20 protein-coding genes and 1 tRNA gene are annotated in these 19,624 nt (G+C 69.4%); 13 read left to right on the forward strand and 8 right to left on the reverse strand.

Annotated features, from left to right (window positions below; translation table 11 throughout):
* On the forward strand, positions 1–306 hold a 306-nt coding region (locus VI238_RS03495), incomplete at its 5' end, for a hypothetical protein (protein WP_331648492.1).
* A complete protein-coding gene (locus tag VI238_RS03500) occupies positions 303–1,199 on the forward strand; it encodes a hydroxymethylglutaryl-CoA lyase (RefSeq protein WP_331648494.1) in 897 nt (298 codons plus the stop codon). The genes VI238_RS03495 and VI238_RS03500, both read left to right, overlap by 4 nt.
* Before the next feature lie 258 nt (positions 1,200–1,457).
* On the opposite strand, the gene VI238_RS03505 is transcribed toward VI238_RS03500, so the two are convergent.
* The 3 genes from VI238_RS03505 to VI238_RS03515 all read right to left on the reverse strand — a co-directional run bounded on the left by VI238_RS03505 (position 1,458) and on the right by VI238_RS03515 (position 3,528).
* Positions 1,458–2,051: a hypothetical protein gene (locus VI238_RS03505; protein WP_331648496.1), complete on the reverse strand. Its 594-nt coding sequence runs from the start codon at positions 2,049–2,051 to the stop codon at positions 1,458–1,460.
* A gap of 171 nt (positions 2,052–2,222) precedes the next feature.
* Positions 2,223–2,714, reverse strand: coding sequence for a GNAT family N-acetyltransferase (locus VI238_RS03510; RefSeq protein ID WP_331648498.1), 492 nt, complete (start codon positions 2,712–2,714; stop codon positions 2,223–2,225).
* 4 nt (positions 2,715–2,718) lie between these two features.
* Positions 2,719–3,528: a cyanophycinase gene (locus VI238_RS03515; RefSeq protein WP_331648500.1), complete on the reverse strand. Its 810-nt coding sequence runs from the start codon at positions 3,526–3,528 to the stop codon at positions 2,719–2,721.
* Between the two features lie 171 nt (positions 3,529–3,699).
* Between VI238_RS03515 and VI238_RS03520 the strand changes: the two genes are divergently transcribed.
* The 3 genes from VI238_RS03520 to yeiP all read left to right on the forward strand — a co-directional run bounded on the left by VI238_RS03520 (position 3,700) and on the right by yeiP (position 7,243).
* Positions 3,700–4,467 carry an SDR family oxidoreductase gene (locus tag VI238_RS03520; RefSeq protein WP_331648502.1) on the forward strand — a complete coding sequence of 256 codons (768 nt, stop codon included), beginning with the start codon at positions 3,700–3,702 and terminating at the stop codon, positions 4,465–4,467.
* 111 nt (positions 4,468–4,578) lie between these two features.
* Positions 4,579–6,567, forward strand: a complete 1,989-nt coding sequence (locus tag VI238_RS03525; RefSeq protein ID WP_331648504.1) for an acyltransferase family protein — start codon at positions 4,579–4,581, stop codon at positions 6,565–6,567.
* A 112-nt stretch (positions 6,568–6,679) separates the two neighbouring features.
* The gene (yeiP, locus tag VI238_RS03530) at positions 6,680–7,243 is read left to right on the forward strand and encodes an elongation factor P-like protein YeiP (protein WP_331648506.1); all 564 of its coding nucleotides are present in this window, start codon (positions 6,680–6,682) and stop codon (positions 7,241–7,243) included.
* 36 nt (positions 7,244–7,279) lie between these two features.
* Here the strand turns inward: yeiP and VI238_RS03535 are convergent, their stop codons facing one another.
* Together VI238_RS03535 and VI238_RS03540 are read right to left on the reverse strand one after the other, a co-directional pair.
* The gene (locus VI238_RS03535; RefSeq protein ID WP_331648508.1) at positions 7,280–8,137 is read right to left on the reverse strand and encodes a hypothetical protein; all 858 of its coding nucleotides are present in this window, start codon (positions 8,135–8,137) and stop codon (positions 7,280–7,282) included.
* A 145-nt stretch (positions 8,138–8,282) separates the two neighbouring features.
* Positions 8,283–8,864 (reverse strand): NUDIX hydrolase, encoded by a 582-nt coding sequence (locus tag VI238_RS03540; protein ID WP_331648510.1) that lies wholly within the window; start codon positions 8,862–8,864, stop codon positions 8,283–8,285.
* A 158-nt stretch (positions 8,865–9,022) separates the two neighbouring features.
* Between VI238_RS03540 and VI238_RS03545 the strand changes: the two genes are divergently transcribed.
* Positions 9,023–10,501 (forward strand): amino acid permease, encoded by a 1,479-nt coding sequence (locus VI238_RS03545; RefSeq protein ID WP_331648512.1) that lies wholly within the window; start codon positions 9,023–9,025, stop codon positions 10,499–10,501.
* Between the two features lie 91 nt (positions 10,502–10,592).
* Positions 10,593–12,029 carry an amino acid permease gene (locus tag VI238_RS03550; protein ID WP_331648514.1) on the forward strand — a complete coding sequence of 479 codons (1,437 nt, stop codon included), beginning with the start codon at positions 10,593–10,595 and terminating at the stop codon, positions 12,027–12,029.
* A 105-nt stretch (positions 12,030–12,134) separates the two neighbouring features.
* Here VI238_RS03550 and VI238_RS03555 read toward each other — a convergent pair whose 3' ends face one another.
* Entirely contained in the window at positions 12,135–13,631 is a 1,497-nt protein-coding gene (locus tag VI238_RS03555) for a DNA recombination protein RmuC (RefSeq protein ID WP_331648516.1), read from the reverse strand.
* 123 nt (positions 13,632–13,754) lie between these two features.
* Positions 13,755–14,096, reverse strand: coding sequence for a high-potential iron-sulfur protein (locus VI238_RS03560; RefSeq protein ID WP_331648518.1), 342 nt, complete (start codon positions 14,094–14,096; stop codon positions 13,755–13,757).
* A gap of 224 nt (positions 14,097–14,320) precedes the next feature.
* Here VI238_RS03560 and VI238_RS03565 point away from each other — a divergent pair, with 224 nt between their 5' ends.
* The 5 genes from VI238_RS03565 (at position 14,321) to VI238_RS03585 (ending at position 18,380) form a co-directional block, all read left to right on the forward strand.
* Complete coding sequence (locus VI238_RS03565) at positions 14,321–14,968, forward strand: methylthioribulose 1-phosphate dehydratase (RefSeq protein ID WP_414650024.1); 648 nt, start codon at positions 14,321–14,323, stop codon at positions 14,966–14,968.
* On the forward strand, positions 14,965–15,531 hold the full coding sequence (locus tag VI238_RS03570; RefSeq protein ID WP_331648520.1) for an acireductone dioxygenase: 567 nt from the start codon (positions 14,965–14,967) through the stop codon (positions 15,529–15,531). The genes VI238_RS03565 and VI238_RS03570 overlap by 4 nt, the downstream gene beginning before the upstream one ends.
* Positions 15,531–15,977: a PH domain-containing protein gene (locus VI238_RS03575; RefSeq protein ID WP_331648522.1), complete on the forward strand. Its 447-nt coding sequence runs from the start codon at positions 15,531–15,533 to the stop codon at positions 15,975–15,977. The genes VI238_RS03570 and VI238_RS03575 overlap by 1 nt, the downstream gene beginning before the upstream one ends.
* Positions 15,978–16,067: 90 nt before the next feature.
* Positions 16,068–16,748 carry an acireductone synthase gene (mtnC, locus tag VI238_RS03580; RefSeq protein ID WP_331648524.1) on the forward strand — a complete coding sequence of 227 codons (681 nt, stop codon included), beginning with the start codon at positions 16,068–16,070 and terminating at the stop codon, positions 16,746–16,748.
* Positions 16,749–16,844: 96 nt separating this feature from the next.
* The gene (locus tag VI238_RS03585; RefSeq protein WP_331648526.1) at positions 16,845–18,380 is read left to right on the forward strand and encodes a C13 family peptidase; all 1,536 of its coding nucleotides are present in this window, start codon (positions 16,845–16,847) and stop codon (positions 18,378–18,380) included.
* 143 nt (positions 18,381–18,523) lie between these two features.
* Here the strand turns inward: VI238_RS03585 and VI238_RS03590 are convergent.
* Positions 18,524–18,600, reverse strand: a tRNA-Arg gene (locus tag VI238_RS03590).
* 107 nt (positions 18,601–18,707) lie between these two features.
* On the opposite strand from VI238_RS03590, the gene VI238_RS03595 reads away from it, so the two are divergent.
* Positions 18,708–19,526, forward strand: a complete 819-nt coding sequence (locus VI238_RS03595; RefSeq protein WP_331648528.1) for a class III extradiol ring-cleavage dioxygenase — start codon at positions 18,708–18,710, stop codon at positions 19,524–19,526.
* The last annotated feature ends 98 nt before the right edge of the window (positions 19,527–19,624 follow it).

Genomic DNA, 19,624 nt, shown 5'->3' on the forward strand with positions numbered 1-19,624 from the left:
CCGCCGCAGAAGTCGTTCTTCTTCGCCAAGTACCGCGTGCGCGGCGACCGCCTCGAAGTGCGCAAGGTGGACGACGCGAAGGCCGCCAAGCTCGTCATCGACGGCGCGCTCGAAGGCACCGTGCAGAAGGGGCGCAACGAACTGCACGTCTACGTGCGCGGCGGCCGCCAGCAGATGCTCGACCTCGTGCGCCGGCACGACCTGTTCGAGTCGAAGCCGTCGCTCGTGTTCACGCGCAGCCGCGAGGACTTGCAGGACTTCGAGCGCAGCCTGCAACGCGACGCGACCGGGGAGACGCGCCGATGAGCCTGCCCGCCGCGGTCCGCATCGTCGAGGTCGGCGCGCGCGACGGCCTGCAGAACGAGAAGACGATCGTTCCCGCCGCGACCAAGATCGAGCTCATCGACCGGCTTTCGGCGACCGGCCTGCGCACGATCGAGGCGACCAGTTTCGTCAGCCCGAAATGGGTGCCGCAGCTCGCCGACGCGGCCGAGGTGTTCGCGGGGATCGCCAAGCGCGACGGCGTCGCCTACCCCGTGCTCGTGCCGAACCTGCAGGGTTACGCGCGAGCGCGCGAGGTCGGGGCGCGCGAGGTCGCGATCTTCACCGCCGCGAGCGAGGCGTTCAACCGCAAGAACATCAATGCGTCGATCGACGAATCGATCGAACGCTTCCTGCCCGTGCTCGACCAGGCGAACGCGGACGGCGTGCGCGTGCGCGGCTACGTCTCGACCGTGCTCGGCTGCCCGTACCAGGGCGATGTGGCGGTCGCCGACGTCGTGCGCGTCGCCCGTCGCCTGCACGAACTCGGGTGTTACGAGGTCTCGCTCGGCGACACGATCGGCATCGGCACGCCGCTGAAGGCGCGCGCGATGGTCCGCGCGGTCGCGGGTGAAGTACCGGTCGCCGCCCTCGCCGTGCATTTCCACGACACCCGCGGCCAGGCGCTCGCGAACATTCTCGCCTGCCTGGACGAGGGCGTCGCGGTCGTCGACAGTTCGGTCTCCGGCACCGGCGGTTGCCCGTATGCGAAAGGAGCGACCGGCAACGTCGCGAGCGAGGACGTCGTCTACATGCTCGAGGGCATGGGCATCGAGACCGGCGTCGACCTGCCCGCACTCGTCGCCACCGGACTCTGGCTCAGCGAACAGCTCGGGCGGGCGACGTCGAGTCGCGTGGCACGCGCCATGGTTGGGTAGGGTGGGACGCAGCGGCGCGGTAGCGCGCCTGGATGCGACAACGCGCGACCGCGAGTCCCACCGATTCGACGGAGCAGCTCTGTCGAAGAGCATCGCGGCTGAAGCCGCTCCTGCAACAGCGTAGGAGCGGTTTCAGCTGCGTTGCGATTGCGCTCCGTCGCGCCCGGTGGGACTCGCGGTCGGACGCCGCGCACGCATGCGAAGGGCCGTGCCGCTGCGTCCCACCCTACGAGATCCCGACCGTGCGTGCGATCGGCCCTAGTGCACCGGCGCCATCAGGTGCTGGTACTTCGTCCCCGCCCACATCACGTACGGCTGCGACGTGTCGGGATCGGGCGACTTCGGATACGTGTCGTAGAAGGCGGCATCGGCGCCGACGACCATCACGTGCGGGCCGGTCTTGATCCAGTGATTCCCCGCTTCGGGCTTGGTTGCGTACGGATCGGTGTTGCTCGCGTCCGTGCCGCCCGCGAGCATGTACATGAAGCCGACCTTTCCGACTGCCGGATCCTTGTGATCCATGTACGCCTGGATCCACGCCATCGCGTTCGCATCCATGCACATCGGGTCGGGACCGGGCGTCGCGGGATTGTCGGGCATGCAGCTGAAGCCGTTGCTGCCCTTGCGCAGCGTGCGCATGCCGTTGCCATCCATGGCCACGACCGTCGCGCCCTTGGCGACGCTCGCAGGCGCGGCCTTCATCGCGCTCGCGATGAGGTCGGCGTCGGACGGGGCCTTGCCTTCCATCTTGTTCTTGTCGGCGTGGATCGTGTCGGCCGCCTTGCCCTTTTCGCCGGCGACGGCGGTCGCGGCGCAGAGCACGAGCAGCGGGATGGCGATGGAACGTTTCATCAACCAGGTTGCGAGCATGGCTGTCTCCCCGTTCGAGGCGTGGTGACCCGGCGCGCCCGCGCCGGGGAGGCGAATGTCCTCCCGCGGCTGCGCGGCGTCAATTGCCGCAGGATCGATCCTGCGCCAGTCAAACGGCATGCCAGCGATCGGCCCGCGGGGGCCGGGAAACGGCTACAGCTCGCGCAGGAAGTAGCGGTCGCAACCGTGGTGTCCGGTCGCGCCGAGCGCGCAGGTGATCGGCCGGAAGCCGTTCGCGCGATAGAGCGCCTGCGCCGCGTCCATGCCCGTCAGCGTTTCGAGGTAGCAGCGGCGGAATCCGTGCTCGCGGGCCGCATCGAGACAGCGCCCGATCAGCGCGCGACCGGCGCCCTTCCCGCGCAGCGTCGGCAGGAAGTACATCTTGCGCAGTTCGCACGTGTCGGCATCGCCATTCTCGAGCGGTGCGATGCCGCCACCGCCCTCGACCACGCCGTCGTGCTCGACGACGAAATAGGCGCAACGCGGCCGTGCATAGGATGCGCTCATCGCATCCACTTCGGCGTCGTGGATCGCGAAGCCGGGGCCGTCCGCACCGAATTCCGGCATCACGCGCCGGATGATCGCGGCGAGCTGCGCGTCGTCGCGCGGTTCGATCGGCCGGATCGCGATGGACGGTGCGTGCATCGGCTCAGTCGACGGTGCGGCGGAAGTCGAGGTCGTACCGCGCGCCGCCGGTCAATGCATGCAGGCGCAGGTTGGTGATGCGGATCGGCGCGCCGGGTGCGACGTCGGCGACGTTGGAGTGGGCCATCTCGGCCGGATCGATGATCGTGACGCCGCCGCCTCCGAACACCTCGAGCACGTTGTCGGGCCCGATCACGGCTGCGGTCGCCGCATCGAGACCGAGGCCGAGGGCGAACGGATTGAGCGCGAGCGCGGCGAGCAGGCGGCCGAGCCGGTCGCTCGCATGGCCGCCCTGGTCGATCACGACGCGGTTGGTGAGGCCGAGGCCGGGCGCGAAGTTCGCGCCGCCGCCGCGCGGCGTCGCACCTTCCGTCCCATGCGTGAGCATGTGCTCGCAAAGCAGCGCGGCCGCGCCGCCGCAGCCGGCGATGGCCATGCCGTCCGCGTTGCGCCGGCGCAGGGCGCGCGCGAGCGCCGTACCACCGACGAGCGTGGACAGGCGCAGCGGCTGGTCGGTCAGCAGCACGACGAGTTGCGCGTGTTCGACCGCATCGAGCAAGGCGCGCTGCTCGCTGTCGGTGCGCGCGTTCAACGGCGCGCGGCGTACTTCGCCCGCGCCGGCCGCATAAGCGGCCGACTCGAGGTCGGCTTCCGCGTCGGCGTCGTCGGATGCGCTGACGATGACGACGCGCGGCTGGGTGCCGACCAGCGCGAACACGCGCGCGAGCAGGTGCACGCCGCGCTCGCTCGCTTCGAGGTCGCCGCAGGCGACGATGAAGCCGCGGTGGCGGTCGGGAGCGAGTTTGGCAGGCATCGGAATCTTCGCCGGCAGCGGAAGCGCCCGAGTATAGCGACTCGACCACCACCCGCGTCGACTGCGTCGTCGCGGTGCTCACGATCACGTTTCGGCGCCGCGGACCTCGGCCCGCCGGCGCGTGTCGGGCAGCCTGCTAGAATCGCCGCCCTCGCTCATTCGGGACATCCCATGCAACTCGATCAGGTCAAGGCCGCGATCACCGGCGGCGCTTCCGGTCTCGGTTTCGCCGTCGCCCGGCACCTCGTCGCGCACGGCGCGCGGGTCGCCCTGCTCGACGTCAATGACGACAAGGGCCACGCGGCCGCGGCGGAACTCGGTGCGGGCGCCAGCTACCACCGAACCGACGTCACCGACGAAGCCGGCGTCGCCGCGACGCTGAAGGACGTGCACGCCAGGCTCGGCGGCCTCAATGCCGCGATCAGCTGCGCCGGCATCCTCGGCGCGGGACGCGTGCTCGGCAAGGAGGGGCCGATGCCGCTCAAGACGTTCGCGACGACGGTCATGGTGAACCTCGTCGGCAGCTTCAACGTCGCCAAGGCCGCGGCCGATCTCATGCAGCACAACGCGCCGGGCGAGGACGGCGAACGCGGCGTCATCGTCAACACCGCGTCGATCGCGGCGTTCGAAGGCCAGATCGGCCAGGCCGCCTACTCGGCGTCGAAGGGCGGCGTGGTCGGCATGACCCTGCCGATGGCGCGCGATTTCGCGCGCATCGGCGTGCGCGTGATGACCGTCGCGCCGGGCGTGTTCCATACGCCGATGGTCGACGGCATGCCGGAGCAGGTCTACCAGTCGCTGTGCGCGCAGGTGCCCTACCCGTCGCGCCTCGGAAAGCCCGAGGAGTTCGCCGACACGGTCGCCTTCATCCTGCAGAACCGCTACCTCAACGGCGAGACGATCCGCATCGACGGCGCGATCCGGCTTGCGCCGAAGTAGCGTCGCGTCGCGCGGCACGGGTTCCGCGCGCGCGGCGCGCGGGCCGCGTGGCGCGCCGCGAAGCCGAGCTCCCGGTCTCGACCACGGCCGTCAGCGATGAGACGCCTGCGCATGGATTCCGCGACCACCGGCCCGACCGGCGCCGCGGCGACGGCGGTCGATGGGTTCCCGCACCGCTCCCTTGCGCACGCGCCACGAACCGAGGCCGGCGTATACCGACCGGATATCGACGGCCTGCGTGCCGTCGCGATCCTGTCGGTGCTCGCGTTCCACGCGTTTCCGCAGTGGATGCGCGGAGGGTTCACCGGGGTCGACGTGTTCTTCGTCATCTCCGGTTTCCTCATCTCGCGCATCGTCTTCACGGGCCTCGCCGCAGGCACATTCCGCTTCAGCCACTTCTACGCGCGGCGCGCGCGCCGCATCTTCCCTTCGCTCGCGACCACCCTCGTCGCGGCCCTCGCGATCGGCTGGCCGATCGAACGGCAGCTGGACTACGCCCAGCTCGGCAAGCACGTGGCGGCCGGCGCGGGCTTCGTATCCAACATCGCCTTGTGGCTCGAGTCGGGCTACTTCGACGCGACGGCCGACGCCAAGCCGCTGCTGCACCTCTGGTCGCTCGGGATCGAGGAGCAGTTCTACATCGTATTCCCGCTGCTGGTGTTCCTCGCCTGCCGCGTACGTGTCGCACGAGCGCCGCTGCTGGTCGCGACCGCGCTCGCGTCGTTCGCGGCGAACCTGTTCCTCGTCACGCGCGATCCTCCAGGCGCGTTCTACCTGCCGCACGCGCGCTTCTGGGAGCTCCTCGCGGGGTGCCTGCTCGCGCTGGCGGGGCTCCGTGCGGAGGGTCGAATCGACGAGACGGAACCGCGGTGGCTGCGCCATGCGGCCTCGATCGCGGGGGCCGCGCTAGTCCTGGCCGGCCTGCTGTCCATCGATGCGACACGCCAATTTCCGGGCTTCTGGGCGCTGCTGCCGGTCGCGGGCGCCACCGCGCTGATCTGGGCGGGGCCCGGCGCGATCGTCAATCGACGCGTGCTCGCGCAGCGGCCGATGGTGTGGATCGGACTCATCAGCTTCCAGCTGTATCTCTGGCACTGGCCCCTGCTCGCGTTCCTGCACATTGCGCGCCCCGAGGACTCGAGCGGCGCTTCCCGGGCGCTCGCGATCGCCGCGAGTTTCCCGCTCGCGTGGGCGACGTATGCCTGGATCGACAAGCCGCTCCGAAGCGGACCGCGTTCGCGCGCCAAGGTCGTCGTCGCCTGCGCCGCCGTCGTCGGCGCGGGGATCGCGGGAGCGTTCGTCTACCGGCACGCGGGTTTTCCCGCGCGCACGCCGGACACGCTGTCCGCGCTCGCGAACTTCAAGTTCGATTACGCCGTGCCGTTCCGCGAAGGCACCTGCTTCCTGCGTCCCGAGCAGGACTTCCGGCAGTTCCATGACTGCACGAGCACCGTCGCCGGATCGGACGCAGTCGTGCTGTGGGGCGACTCGCACGCGGGGCATCTGTATCCGGGTCTCGCGGCTGCCGCTCGAGGTCGTTTCACGCTGACCCAACTCACCGCCAGCGGCTGCCCGCCGATCCTCGACCTGGACGCCAACCAGCGCCCTCATTGTCGTGCGATCAATGACGGGGTGTTCGCGCGCATCGAGCGCGAGCGGCCTGCGGAAGTCGTGCTCTCCGCTTACTGGCCGTCGTATCCGTGGGAGCGGCTGCCGGCGACCATCGACCGCCTGCTGGCGGCCGGCGTGGGTCGGGTGCTGGTCGTCGGGCCCGGCCCGCTGTGGCCGTCGGGCCTCGCCGGGATCCTCTACGCGCGGGCGAAGGCGGACGTGCCTGCCCATCGCATGCCACGACGCCTCCCGACCGGCGCGGACGCCCAGCAGAGGGCCTTCGATCAGCGCTTCGCGGCGTCGATCGCGCGCCCCGGAGTGGATTACGTCTCGATGCGGTCGATCCTGTGCAACGAGTCGGGCTGCCTCACGCATACGCGCGACGACGCCGCGTCGATCGTGTTCTACGACATCTATCACATGACCACCGAAGGCTCGACGTACGCGGTCGCGCACTTCCCCGACGGCGCCTTGCCGCCGTGGCACTGACGGTCGCGTCCGGCGCCATCGCGCACGCGTGCGGCCATCGACGATAATGCCGGCCCTCGAGCCGCCCTGTCCCGCGGGAGCGGCGCACCGACTACACAGCACGGAACCCCTCATGCGAGCAGCAGAGATCAAGAAAGGCAACGTCGTCGAACACGAAGGCAAGGTCTGGCAGGTGCGCGACATCGAGCGCAGTTCGCCGCAGGGCCGCGGCGGCAACGTCACCTATCGCCTCATCATGTACAGCGTGCCCGGCGGCACCAAGCTCGACGTGTCGCTGCGCGCGGAGGATGAACTTCGCGAGACCGAGCTCGTGCGACGCGCGGTCACCTACTCGTACAAGGACGGCGACGCGTACGTGTTCATGGACAGCGAGGACTACACGCAGTACACCCTCGACGCGAGCGCGATCGGCGACGCGGCGGGCTACCTCGTCGACGGCATCGAAGGCTGCTACGTGCAGCTGATCGAGGATGCGCCGGTCGCGCTGCAGCTGCCGCAATCGGTCGCGCTCGAAGTCGTCGAGACCGCGCCGGAGCTCAAGGGTGCGACCGCGACGAAGCGGCCGAAGCCCGCGAAGCTGTCGACCGGCATCGAGATCCAGGTGCCCGAATACATCTCGACCGGCGAAAAAGTCTACGTCAACACGGTCACGGGCGAGTTCGCCGGCCGGGCCTGATCGCGACGCGCGCGCCGCCGGAAGGCAGCGCGCGCATCATGGCGTCGCTGGGCATGCGGGCGGCCACGCTTCGTCGGCGCCGACGTGCCAGACGAAGAATTCCCCCGACAGCGGCCCTTTCGTATCGCGCGCGAACAGCACGGTGCGCCCGCTCGGCGAAAACGTCGCGCCGATCTCGCTACCGTTGCGGTTGATCTCGACCGGCAGCTTCTCGCGTGGAAGCCAGCGATCACCGTCGCGACGCACGCGGTAGTAGCTGTCGTCGCCTTCCACGAGCATCCACGTGCCGTCCGGCGACGGCAGCGGTTCGTACTCGTCGCCGGCACCGTTGAACGCGGTGCCGGCGTTCTCGACGACCCATGTGCCGTCGCGCTCGCGCGCGCGCCAGATGTCGGTCTTGCCGTGACCTCCGGGTCGGCCCGAGCCGAAGTACAGCCAACCGTCGGCGTCGAGACGCGGGAACCATTCCTGCGCGGTCGAGTTGACCGGTTCGGGCAGGCGCTGCGGCACGCCCCAGCGCCCGTCCGCGGCGCGTTCGACGCGCCAGATGTCGAGGTCCTTGCGTTTCGTGCCGTCGCTCGTGCGCGACGAGATGAAATACAGCACGCGGCCATCGGGCGTGAACCACGGATCGGCTTCGACGCCGTCCCCGGCGAATGCGGGCGGTTGCGGCTCGCTCCAGCCGCCGCTGCCGCAGCGGCTGACGAGGATGCGCCAGCCTTCGAACTTCGGCGAGCTGCGCACGAACCAGAAATCGCCGTTGCGCGGGTCGAATGCGGCGTGCGATTCGAACTGCGCGCTCGATACGCCGTGCGGCGTCCACGCCTCGACGCGTGCGCGAGCCGTCCCGGCCGACACCGGGATGGCGGCGGCAAGCACGATGATGGCGCTCATTCGGTTGAGGATGCTGCGGCATGTCGACGGCATCGCTTCGACTCCCTCTGCGTGATCGCGGAATGTTCGTCGTACACGACGCCGCGTGCGCTCCAGACCGGGCTCATCCGCGACGAGGCGAGCTTCCGGTGCGGCGGAGCGTGGGTCACGCGCTGCGCGCGAGCCATTTGCGTGCCATGCGACGCAACGACGCGTCCGCGGCTTCGTCGTGCGCGATGTCGGCGATGCGACGCCATGCGAGCGCATGCGATTCCGCGCCGACCACGTACGCCTCGCTGCCGCGTGCGCGCACGACGAAGCGCACGTCGTAGTGCCAGTGTTCGGGTTCATCGCCACGCGCGGGGATGCGGTGGCGGTCGAGGTCGAACACGATCGTCTCCACCTCGAGGTCGAGCAGGCCCGACTCCTCCTCGGCTTCGCGCAGCGCGACGCGTGCGAGATCGCCGTCGCCGTCGGCGTGGCCGCCGAGCTGCAGCCAGCGGTCGAGCTTGCGATGGTGGGTCAGCAGCACGCGTTCGCCGTCGGCACTGACGAGCCAGGCCGAGCCGGTCAGGTGCCCGGCCCGGCGCGCGCGCGAGGCGGCTGCATCATCCGTACTCGCAAGTTCACGAAACAGGGCGACGACGCCGGCCTCGTCGGGCCACGCGTGCTGATACGCCTCGAATAACGCGATCCAGTGCCGCTGGTCGGGCGTGACGCCTTGCGGCAGGGCAGCATGTCCGCTCATGACTTCGTTCGCTTGCCGCTCGCCGAGGGGTCGCGTATGTTACCGGACCGCTGCATTCGACCTTCGTCGAGTGCTCGCACGGTGTACGACGGCGCTGGGGGATTTCCGGGCGCACGCACGTTCATGGTCCGGCCATCCAAGCTCGCGAAGGGGATGCAATGATTTTCTGGCGTGTCAAACCGCTCAACCAGATTCTTGAAACGGCAGAAAAGAAATCCCTGAAACGACAACTCGGTGCATTGCAGTTGACCCTGCTCGGCATCGGCGCGGTGATCGGCACCGGCATCTTCGTGCTGACCGCCGAGGCGGGCCAGAAGGCGGGGCCGGGCATGATGCTCGCGTTCGTGATCGCGGCGATCGTCTGCGCGCTCGCCGCACTCGCCTACGCCGAACTCGCGTCGATGGTGCCCGTCTCGGGCTCCGCCTACACGTACACCTACGGCGTGCTCGGCGAACTCATCGCGTGGATCGTCGGCTGGGCGCTCGGCCTCGAATACGGCATCGGCGCGGCGGTCGTCTGCGTCGGCTGGTCGGGCTACATGAACGGCCTGCTCAAGGCAAACGACATGGCGTTGCCGGAATTCCTGCGCACCGGTTACTTCGCGGGAGGCGGATTCGACCTGCTCGCGTTCCTCATCGGCCTCGCGGTGACGGTCCTGCTCGTGATCGGAACCTCGAAGAGCGCGCGCGTCAATTCCGTGCTCGTGGCGATCAAGATCATCGCGCTGACGATCTTCATCTTCCTCGCGATTCCGGCGGTGAAGAGCAGCAACTTCGAGCCGTTCCTGCCCGGCGGCTGGGGAAGCCCGCTCGGCGGCGTCGGCGTGCTCGGCGCGGCCGCATCGATCTTCTTCGCGTATGTCGGCTTCGACGCGGTATCGACCGCGGCTGAAGAAACCAAGAACCCGAACCGAAACATCCCGATCGGCCTGATCGGCTCGCTGACCGTGTGCACGATCTTCTACCTGCTCGTCGGCTACGGCGCGGCTGGTTCGGTCGGCGCGCAGCCGATGCTCGGCGCCAATGGCCTGCCGCTCGATCCCGGTACGCCTGCGATGGCGGCCGCATGCGTCGGTTCCGATGCGCTCGTCTGCAGCAAGGAACCGCTCGCACACGTCATGCGCCTGCTCGGTCACACGCGCATCGGTGACTGGATCGGCATCGCCGCGATCCTCGCGCTGCCTTCCGTGATCCTCATGATGATGTTCGGCCAGACGCGCATCTTCTTCACGATGTCGCGCGACGGCCTGCTGCCGGACGCACTGTCGAAGGTGCACCCGCGCTTCCACACGCCGCACGTGATCACGATCCTGACCGGCGTCGTCGTTTCGGTGTGCGCGGCGCTGTTCCCGGTCGGGAAGCTCGCCGACACGTCCAACTCCGGCACCTTGCTCGCGTTCGCGATGGTCTCGATCGGCGTGCTGATCCTGCGCAAGCAGCAGCCGGAGCGCGCGCGGCCGTTCCGCACGCCGTTCGCGTGGATCGTCTGCCCGCTCGCGGTCGCCGGCTGCTTGCTTCTGTTCGTCAACCTCAGCATGACCGCTAAGGTCGTGTTCGTGACGTGGGCGGCGATCGGCCTGGTGCTCTACAGCGTCTACGGTTACCGGCGCAGCCACCTCGCCAACCAGACCGCCTGAGGCGTGCGCGTGCCGCGACGTTGAAACACGGAGGCCGGCGTGATGCCGGCCTCTTGCCGATCGCGCACCGCGCGACTGATCCGGAATCCCCATGCTCGACCAACTGCTCGCGAAGAAGACCGATTTCAGCAACGCCGCCGTCGACGACGACGGTCCGAGCCTGAAGCGGACGCTCGGTCCGTGGGGGCTCACGGCACTCGGCATCGGCGCGGTCATCGGCGGCGGCATCTTCGTGATCACGGGCCAGGCGGCCGCGGAACACGCCGGCCCCGCGATCATCCTGTCGTTCGTGATCGCGGCGCTGTGCTGCAGCTTCACGGCGCTCTGCTACGCCGAGTTCGCGACCCTGATCCCGATGTCGGGCAGTTCCTACTCGTACGCATACGCGACGCTCGGCGAACTCGTCGCATGGTTCATCGGCTGGAACATGGTGCTCGAGTACGGCGTGTCCGCGTCCGCGGTCGCGGTGAGCTGGACCGGCTACTTCACGAGCCTGCTCGACCATTTCGGCGTCCACCTGCCCGCGGTGCTCACCAATGCGCCGCTCGCGTTCAAGGACAACCAGATCGTCGCGACGGGCGCCTACTTCAACCTGCCTGCGGTCGCGATCGTGCTCGCGCTGACCTGGCTCTGCTACATCGGCATCCGCGAGTCGAGCGGGGTCAACACCGCGATGGTGATCCTCAAGGTCGCCCTCATCGTGATCGTGATCGTCGCGGGCTGGAGCTACGTCAATCCCGACCTCTGGCATCCGTTCATCCCGGAGCAGCAGGGCCCCGAAAAATACGGCTGGGCCGGCATCATGCGCGGCGCAACGCTCGTGTTCTTCTCCTACATCGGGTTCGAGGCGACCTCGACCGCGGCGCAGGAAGCGAAGAACCCGCAGCGCGACCTGCCGTTCGGCACGATCGCCTCGCTCGCGGTCTGCACCGTGCTCTACATCGGCATGGCTGCGGTGCTGACCGGCCTGTTGCCCTACGACCAGCTCGGTACGAGCGAGCCCGTGGTGACCGCGATCAAGGCACACCCCGAGCTCGGCGGGCTGCGCTGGCTGGTCGAGATCGGCGCGCTGATCGGCCTCTCCTCCGTGATCCTCGTGATGGTGATCGCGCAGCCGCGCATCTTCATGATCATGGGCCGCGACGGCCTGCTGCCGCCGGTGTTCGCGAAGATCCACCCGCGCTATCGCACGCCGCACATCAATACCGTGATCACCGGTGTCGGCATCGCCGCGCTCGCCGCGGTGTTCCCGCTCGACGTGCTCGGCGACCTCGTGTCGATGGGCACCCTGATCGCGTTCGTCGCAGTCTGCATCGGCGTGCTGATCCTGCGCCGCACCCAGCCGGACTTGCCGCGCACGTTCCGCGTGCCTTGGGCGCCGGTCACCTGCGTGCTCGGCGTGCTCAGCTGCCTGATGCTGCTGTACTGGGAGAACTGGTACAACTGGACGTTGATGGGCGTGTGGACCGTGATCGGCTTCGTGATCTATTTCGGTTACGGTTTCCGCCACAGCCGGTTGCGCCGCTGACGGATCGTGGTGGTGCGGTGGGTGGGACGCGCGGCCGGAGCCGACGCGACACGGCGCGTGCTGCCGCTGCGTCCCAACCCTACACGTTGATGGGCGTGTGGACGGCTACTCGGCCTCGTCGTTGCCGGTCTCCGCATCGGTGTCGGCCCGGGTGTCGTCCGGCAACAGCGACAGCTGCTTGCGCGTGTCCGCGCCGAGGCGGCGCAACTGGTCGATGCGCGCGAGCAGGTTGCCACGGCCGCTGCCGATGCGCTTGAGCGCGCCTTCGTGCAACGCCTGCGCGCGCGTCAGTGCGTCGCCGACGCCGTGCAGCTCGTTCACGAGCATCACGAAGCTGTCGTGCAGCGCGCCGGCCTGCTTGGCGATCTGCATCGCGTTGACGTTGCGGTCTTCGAGCCGCCACAGGTGCGACACCGTGCGCAACGTCGCGAGCAGCGTGCTTGGGCAGACGAGCGAGATGTTCTTCGAGAGCGCATAGGTGTAGAGGCCGTCATCGGCGCGCACGGCCTCGATCAGCGCCGCCTCGATCGGAACGAACAGCAGCACGAAATCGAGCGTGTTCAAGCCGGGGAGGCTGTCGTACTTCTTCCTCGACAGCGAATCGACATGGCGCCGCAACGAAGCGACGTGCTCGCGCAGCAACGCGTCGCGCTCGCCGTCGTCGACGGTCGATTGCATGCGCTCGTAGGCGGTCAGCGAGACCTTGGCATCGACCACGAGGTCCTTGCGCTCGGGGAGATGGACGATGACGTCCGGACGCGGGCGGCCGCCGTCCTCGTCGGCCAATACCCGCTGCAGCTCGAATTCGCGGCCCTCGCTGAGGCCGGAGGCCTCGAGCACGCGCTCGAGCACGAGTTCGCCCCAGGCGCCCTGCGCGCGCGTGTCGCCCTTGAGCGCGCGCGTGAGGTTGAGCGCGTCCTCGCTGATGCGCTGGTTGAGCTGGCGCAAGCTGTGGATCTCCTGCGCGAGCATGCCGCGCTCGCGCTGGTCGCTCGCATGGCGCAACTCGACCGTCTCGCGGAATTCCTTGAGCTGCAGCTTGAACGGATCGAGCAGGCCGCTGAGCTGCTGGCCGCTCTGCTCGCGGAAACGCTCCGCCTTGTCGTCGAGGATGCCTTGCGCGAGGTTCTGGAAAGCTTCGCGCAGGCGCACCTCGGCCTGCTCGAGCAGTTGCAGCTTTTCCGCGGCCGCGTGCGCCTGCGCGGCCGAGCGGGCCTCGAGCGCGGCATGGCGGCCGGTGAGCTCGACGAGTCGTGCCTGCGCCTCGTCGCGCAGGCGTCGCGCCTCGTCGAGCTCGCGCGCGAGCCGCTCCGCCTGCGCCTGCTGCGCGGCGGCGTGCGCGGTGACCTTGCGCAGGTTCTGCTCCGCGAGCGCCCCATCGTGTTCGTAACGCTCGACGCGCGCGGCCGACTCCGCGGCACGTCGCGCTTCGGCGTCGCGTTGTCCCGCCAGCGTCGCGATCTCGGCATCGCGGCTTGCCCGGCCCTCCGCATGCGCGCGCGCGACGCGCGCGCGCAGACCCAGCCACGCCAGCAGCGCGCCAACGACGAAACCGGCTACGACGCCGGCGAGAATAAGAAGCAGGGGGGCATCATTCGACACGCGCGAATCCGCTGTAGGTGACGGAGCGCGATTGTCGCAGGCCCGATCTCAGATACCGAGATTCGGCCACCGGACGTGCTCCCGGCTCTGCGCGCCGGGAGCGACGATCCATCCGGAACGCGATCAGACCTTCTTGGTCCAGCTCGCGCACCAGCCCTTGGCGCTGACGACCTTGCCCGGGAACAAGTCGCAGGGGCCGTAGGTCATCTCGGTATGACCCTTGTAGAAATTGCAGCCCGCGCAGGTGGAGCCTTCCTTGTACGTCGGATTGCCCTTCGCGGTGCTCGCATCTTCGGTGTAGGCGAGCGCCTTGGCGGTCGGGTCGTTCGGATCGAGATGCGGCGCCGAATCCTGCGCACGCGCGACGCGCGGCAGCAGGCCCGCGGCGACCGGCGCGATGGCGGCGCCGACGACGGCGATCTTAAGGAAACGGCGTCTGCCCTGGCTTTCGGCTGGGTCCGACATGATCCACTCCTCTGGTCTGCGTTGTCTTGAGCTCGGGCACGCCCGTGCCCGACGCGCCCAGCTTAGCGCGATGCGCGTCGACGGACATGCTGCTGCGCCGCTTTGCCGCATCGCACCGCGCGAACGGTAGCGGGCGGCCGATGACCCGCGCATGAAGCCCGGGCCGTCGCGCGGCTTCGGTATAGTAGTAGGAATCGTGGTCACCGGTTGCCGGGAGTCGCGCCATCAATTCCTACCCCATCGACCGCCGGCGCCTCGAGCACTGCGCGCAGCAGATCGCCGAAGCCGGACGCGAGCTCGGCGCGCTCGGCTGGACGCCGGCGACGAGCAGCAATTTCTCCATGCGCCTCGATGCGTCGCATGCGGCCGTGACAGTGTCCGGCCGCGACAAGGGTCGCCTCGGCATCGACGACATCATGGTCGTCGACCTCGACGGACGCGCGGTCGACACCGACGCGCGGCCGTCCGCGGAAACCGCGCTGCACACGCAGATCTACCGGCGCTTTCCGGCCGCGGGCGCCGTGCTCCACACGCACTCGCGTGTGCAGTCGGTCGCGTCTCGCCTGTACGCCCCGCGCGGTGTCGTGCGGTTCGAAGGCTGGGAATTGCAGAAGGCGATCGCCGGCTACACCACCCACGAGAGCGTGCTCGACCTGCCGGTGTTCCCGAACACGCAGGACATGGCGCAACTCGTCGCGCACGTGGATGCCTGGCTCGATGCCGGCAAGCCCCTGCACGGCTACTTGATCGACGGGCACGGCATCTACACATGGGGCAAGGACATGCCGGAAACGCGCCGCCACCTGGAGGCGTTCGAATTCCTGCTGAACTGCGAACTCGACCTGTTGCGCCTGAAGGGAGCCCCGACATGAGCCGTTTGCGCATTTACGACGACGCGCGCGCCGACGCGCCCCTCTCGACCCACACCGACCACGCCGCGATCGCGCGCGAACTCGCGGCGGTCGGCGTGCGCTTCGAGCGGTGGGAGGCGTCGCAGGCGGTCGTGCCCGGTGCGAGCCAGGAGGACGTCGTCGCCGCCTACCGCGGCGACATCGACCGCCTCATGCGCGAAGAGGGGTACCAGGCGGTCGACGTGATCAGCCTCGAGCCCGACCACCCCGATCGCGCCGCGTTGCGCCAGAAATTCCTCAACGAGCACACGCACAGCGAGGACGAGGTCCGCTTCTTCGTCGCCGGCGCGGGCCAGTTCACCTTGCACCTCGGCGGCAAGGTATACGAAGTGCTCTGCGAAAGCGGCGACCTCATCGGCGTGCCCGATCGCACGCCGCACTGGTTCGACATGAGCGAATCGCCCTACTTCGTCGCGATCCGCCTGTTCACGAACAAGGAAGGCTGGGTCGCCGACTTCACCGGCGACGACATCGCGAGCCGCTTTCCGCGCATGGCGCCGCACCGCCCGACCGGGGTGGCCTGATGTCGTACCTGGACGAGTCGCTCGCGCCCGGAGAAGTGATCGTCGCGCGCTTCGACCTGCACTGGACCGCGAAGTGGCGGCTCATCGTTTTCCTCCTGCTCGCGATCCCGACGCTCGGCATCGCGCTGCTCGCCGCGTTGTACGAGTGGATCCGGCTGCGCTCGATCGAACAGGGCGTGACCAATCGTCGCGTCGTGCGCAAGACCGGCATCATGAGCCGCGAGACCACCGAACTGCGCCTCGCCTCGATCGAGACCATCGACCTGCGCCAGAGCGCGTGGGGCCGCCTGTTCGGCTACGGCGACGTCGTGCTGACCGGCCGCGGCGAGACCGCGATGATCTTCACGCGACTCGCGGCGCCGATCGAGGCCAAGCGCGCGATCGAAGGCGCATACGCGGCGAACGTCGAGGCGACGCGCGCGCATCCGGCCGGGCATGCGTCGTAGCCGCGGCTCGCCGCCGCATCGCGGGAACACCGCAGGGTCATCGCGGCCGAACCGCTTCCATCCTTTCTTTTCGTGCGCGACACGAGGCCGATGATCACGACCATCCTCACCGACATCGAAGGCACCACGAGCTCGATCAGCTTCGTCAAGGACGTGCTGTTCCCGTACGCGCGCGCGCGCCTGCCCGCGTTCGTGGTCACCCACGCAGACGACGCGGACGTGCAGCACTGGCTGCACGAAGCGGCGAAGGAAGCGGGCCTCGTGTCGGCGAGCCGTCAGGAGATCATCGACCTGCTCGTCGCCTGGATCGATGCCGACCGCAAGTCGACCGCGCTGAAGGCCTTGCAGGGCATGATCTGGAAGGACGGCTACGCGAGCGGCGAATACCAGGCGCACGTCTATCCCGAGGTCGCTGCGCGACTGCGCGCCTGGCAGGCCGCCGGCAAGCGCCTGTACGTCTACTCGTCCGGTTCGGCACCGGCGCAGCGCTTGTTCTTCGCCCACTCCGAAGCGGGCGATCTCACGCCGTGCTTTTCCGGCTATTTCGACACCGAGATCGGCCCCAAGCGCGAGGTCGACTCGTACCGGCGGATCGCGGCCGCGATCGGCGTGCCGCCTGCCGAGATCCTGTTCCTGTCCGACATCGTCGAGGAGCTCGATGCCGCCGCGGGGGCCGGCCTGCAGACGACCCTGCTCGCGCGCGCGCCCGCGACGTGCCCGGCCGGCGCGGCGCATCGCTGCGTCGCTGATTTCGATGCGGTCGAGGCCTGATCGCGCGCGCGTCGCCGGTGGTGTCGCGCCCCGCGTGCACCGATAATGACGCGTGCCGCGCGAGCGGCCGCTCGACTCCCACCCTCCCGGTCCGCCGTGAATCGACTTCCCGCGATCCTCATCGACGGCCTGCGCGCCGCCCTGTTCCGCCATCCGCGCGTGTCCGCGACGACCGTCGGTGCCGGCATGTTCGTCGCGGTCGTCGGGGTGTACCTGCTCGTGTCGATCCTGCTCGGCATGGCCGGCACCGCGCCGCCGTGGATGCTCGTCCCGGGCGGCGTGCTCACGGTGCTGTGCGACGCGATGCTCACCCTGATCGCAGGCTGGCTGCTCGCCGTGCTCGCGGCTCGCCGCGAGGCCGTGTGGGGCATCGCGACGGTCCTGCTGGCGGCGACCGTCGCCACCGCGGTCATCGTGCACTGGCCGCTCGGCGAGCTCGCGGCCCGGCTGCTGCAGCACGACCACCGCGCGCTCGCGGTCCTCGTCGACCTCGTCGCGAGCACCTGGTGGTTCTTCGTCCTGCTCGTGTTCGCCCATTGGCTCGCGCCGCGCGGCCTCGGCCACGCACTCGGCAGCGCGCTGCTCGCGTATGCGATCAGCGCCGCCGCGTGGTGGTGGCTGCCGCAGCCGCGGCTCGTGAGCACGATGCCCGGCGTGGCGGCGACGGAGGCCCCTGAAGCCGTCGAAGCCGGCGACGACGCACGCGCGACCGGCGAGGAGGACGGCAGCGCGAACGAAGCCGCCGGTGCGAGCCCCTTCGACGCGGAAGCGGCGATGTACGCGCAACCCGCGCTGCTCGACGCCGCGCTCGCGAAACTGAAACCGCAGACGCCCGGCAAGGTCGACCTCTACGTCGTCGCGTTCGCCGGCGACGCGCAGGAAGACGTGTTCCGCAACGAAGCCGAGTACGTCGAGTCGCTGTTCGCGCAACGCTTCGGCGCGGCGGACCGCACGGTCGTACTGGAAAACCATGCGGCGACCGTCGCGACGCGCCCGCTCGCGAGCTGGACCAACCTGCAGCGCACGCTCGCAGCGATCGCGCGCACGATGGATCCGGCGGAGGACGTGCTGCTGCTCTACTTCACCTCGCACGGCTCGGACGATCACCAGTTGCTGGTCGACCTCGACCCGCTGCCGCTCAACCAGATCGGTCCGGACGACGTCGCCGATGCGCTGAAGACCGCGCCGGCGATGCGCTGGAAGGTCATCATCGTCAACGCCTGCTATTCGGGCGGGTTCGTCGACGCATTGCGCGACGACTCGACGATGGTGATCACCTCCGCACGCGCCGACCGCACGTCGTTCGGCTGCGGCGCGGACTCGGACATCACCTGGTTCGGCAAGGCATTCCTCGCCGAGGCGCTGAACAAAACGACCTCCCTGCGCGATGCGTTCGACCTCGCTCGCACGTCGGTCGATGCATGGGAAAGCGAAGGCGGGAAGGACGCGGCGCCCGCGGCGCAGGGTGGCACCGAGGTCGAGCCGATCCTGCACTCCGAGCCGCAGATCGCCACGAGCCCCAGCATCGAGGCGAAGCTCGCCGCATGGCGGCGTGGTCTGCCCGAGCGTCCGCCGGTACCGTTCGCGCCCGCGGGCGAGGCAGCGCCCGCGAGCAAGGCAGCGCCACACTGACGCAGCCGCTGCGCGCGACGCTTCGACGACCACGGCCGGCGCACGACGCACGCGCGGCACGTGTGCCGAGCGCGCCGGCGTGGATCATCCTGCGGAGGGGTTCCGTACGGGCCTGCGGGCGAAACGTCCTCGCACGCGAGGATTGGCGACCCCGGCCCGATTCGAACGGGCGACCTCGCCCTTAGGAGGGGCGCGCTCTATCCAGCTGAGCTACGGGGCCGCGTGGCCGCCGCAATTGTAGCGGCTCGCTACGACATGGCCTACCCGACGCTTGCACGGAGCGCCGAGCGAACCCATCTGACGGTTTTGGCCGAGGAATCGCCGAGCATGACTGCCTCCCTACGCCAGCCGGCCGTCTATCTTCCGCACGGTGGCGGCCCCTGCTTCTTCATGGATCCGCCAGCGCAAGCGCCGCTGGCCTGGAACGGCATGGCGACCTACCTGCGCGGCCTTGCCGCCTCGCTCGGCGCGCGGCCGTCCGCGATCCTATGCGTCTCGGCGCATTGGGAAATGGCACAGCCGACCGTGAACAGCGGCGCGCAGCCGGGCATGCTGTTCGACTACTACGGCTTTCCGCCGCACACGTACCGGCTGTCCTATCCGGCTCCCGGCTCTCCCGCGATCGCCGCACGCGTGCGCACCATGCTCGCGGGCGCGGGGATCGCTTCGGACGAGGACGCCACGCGCGGCTTCGACCACGGCGTGTTCGTGCCGTTCCTGCTCGCCTGGCCGCAGGCGGACATTCCGGTCGTGCAGCTGTCGCTGCAGGCCGGGCTCGACCCGCGCGCGCATCTCGCGATCGGGCGCGCGCTCGCGCCGCTGCGCGACGAGGGCGTGCTCGTCGTCGGCAGCGGCATGAGCTACCACAACCTGCGGGAGTTCTTCAGCGCCGATCCGCGCGTGGCCGCCGACGCGGAACGCTTCGATGTCGCGCTCACGCACGCGGTGGAACTCGCCGACGCGCGCGCGCGCGACGAGCAACTGGTCGAGTGGAAGCGGATGCCCGCCGCGGTCGCGTGCCCCCCGCGCGCGGAGCACCTGTTGCCGCTCATGGTCGTCGCGGGCGCCGCCGGCGACGACCCCGGCCGTCGCACGTTCAACGACCGCGTGTTCGGCAAGGCCGTGTCGGCGTTCCAGTTCGGCTGACGGGGCGCGCCCCGGCCGGGCGCCGCCGCGTGAGTTCGCCCGGGGTCGACGGGTGGCGCGTGTGCCCGAAACCGCGCGGCGTTCGCATCCGCGGCACC

The organism is Dokdonella sp. (assembly GCF_036518555.1).
Taxonomy (GTDB): Bacteria; Pseudomonadota; Gammaproteobacteria; order Xanthomonadales; family Rhodanobacteraceae; genus Dokdonella_A.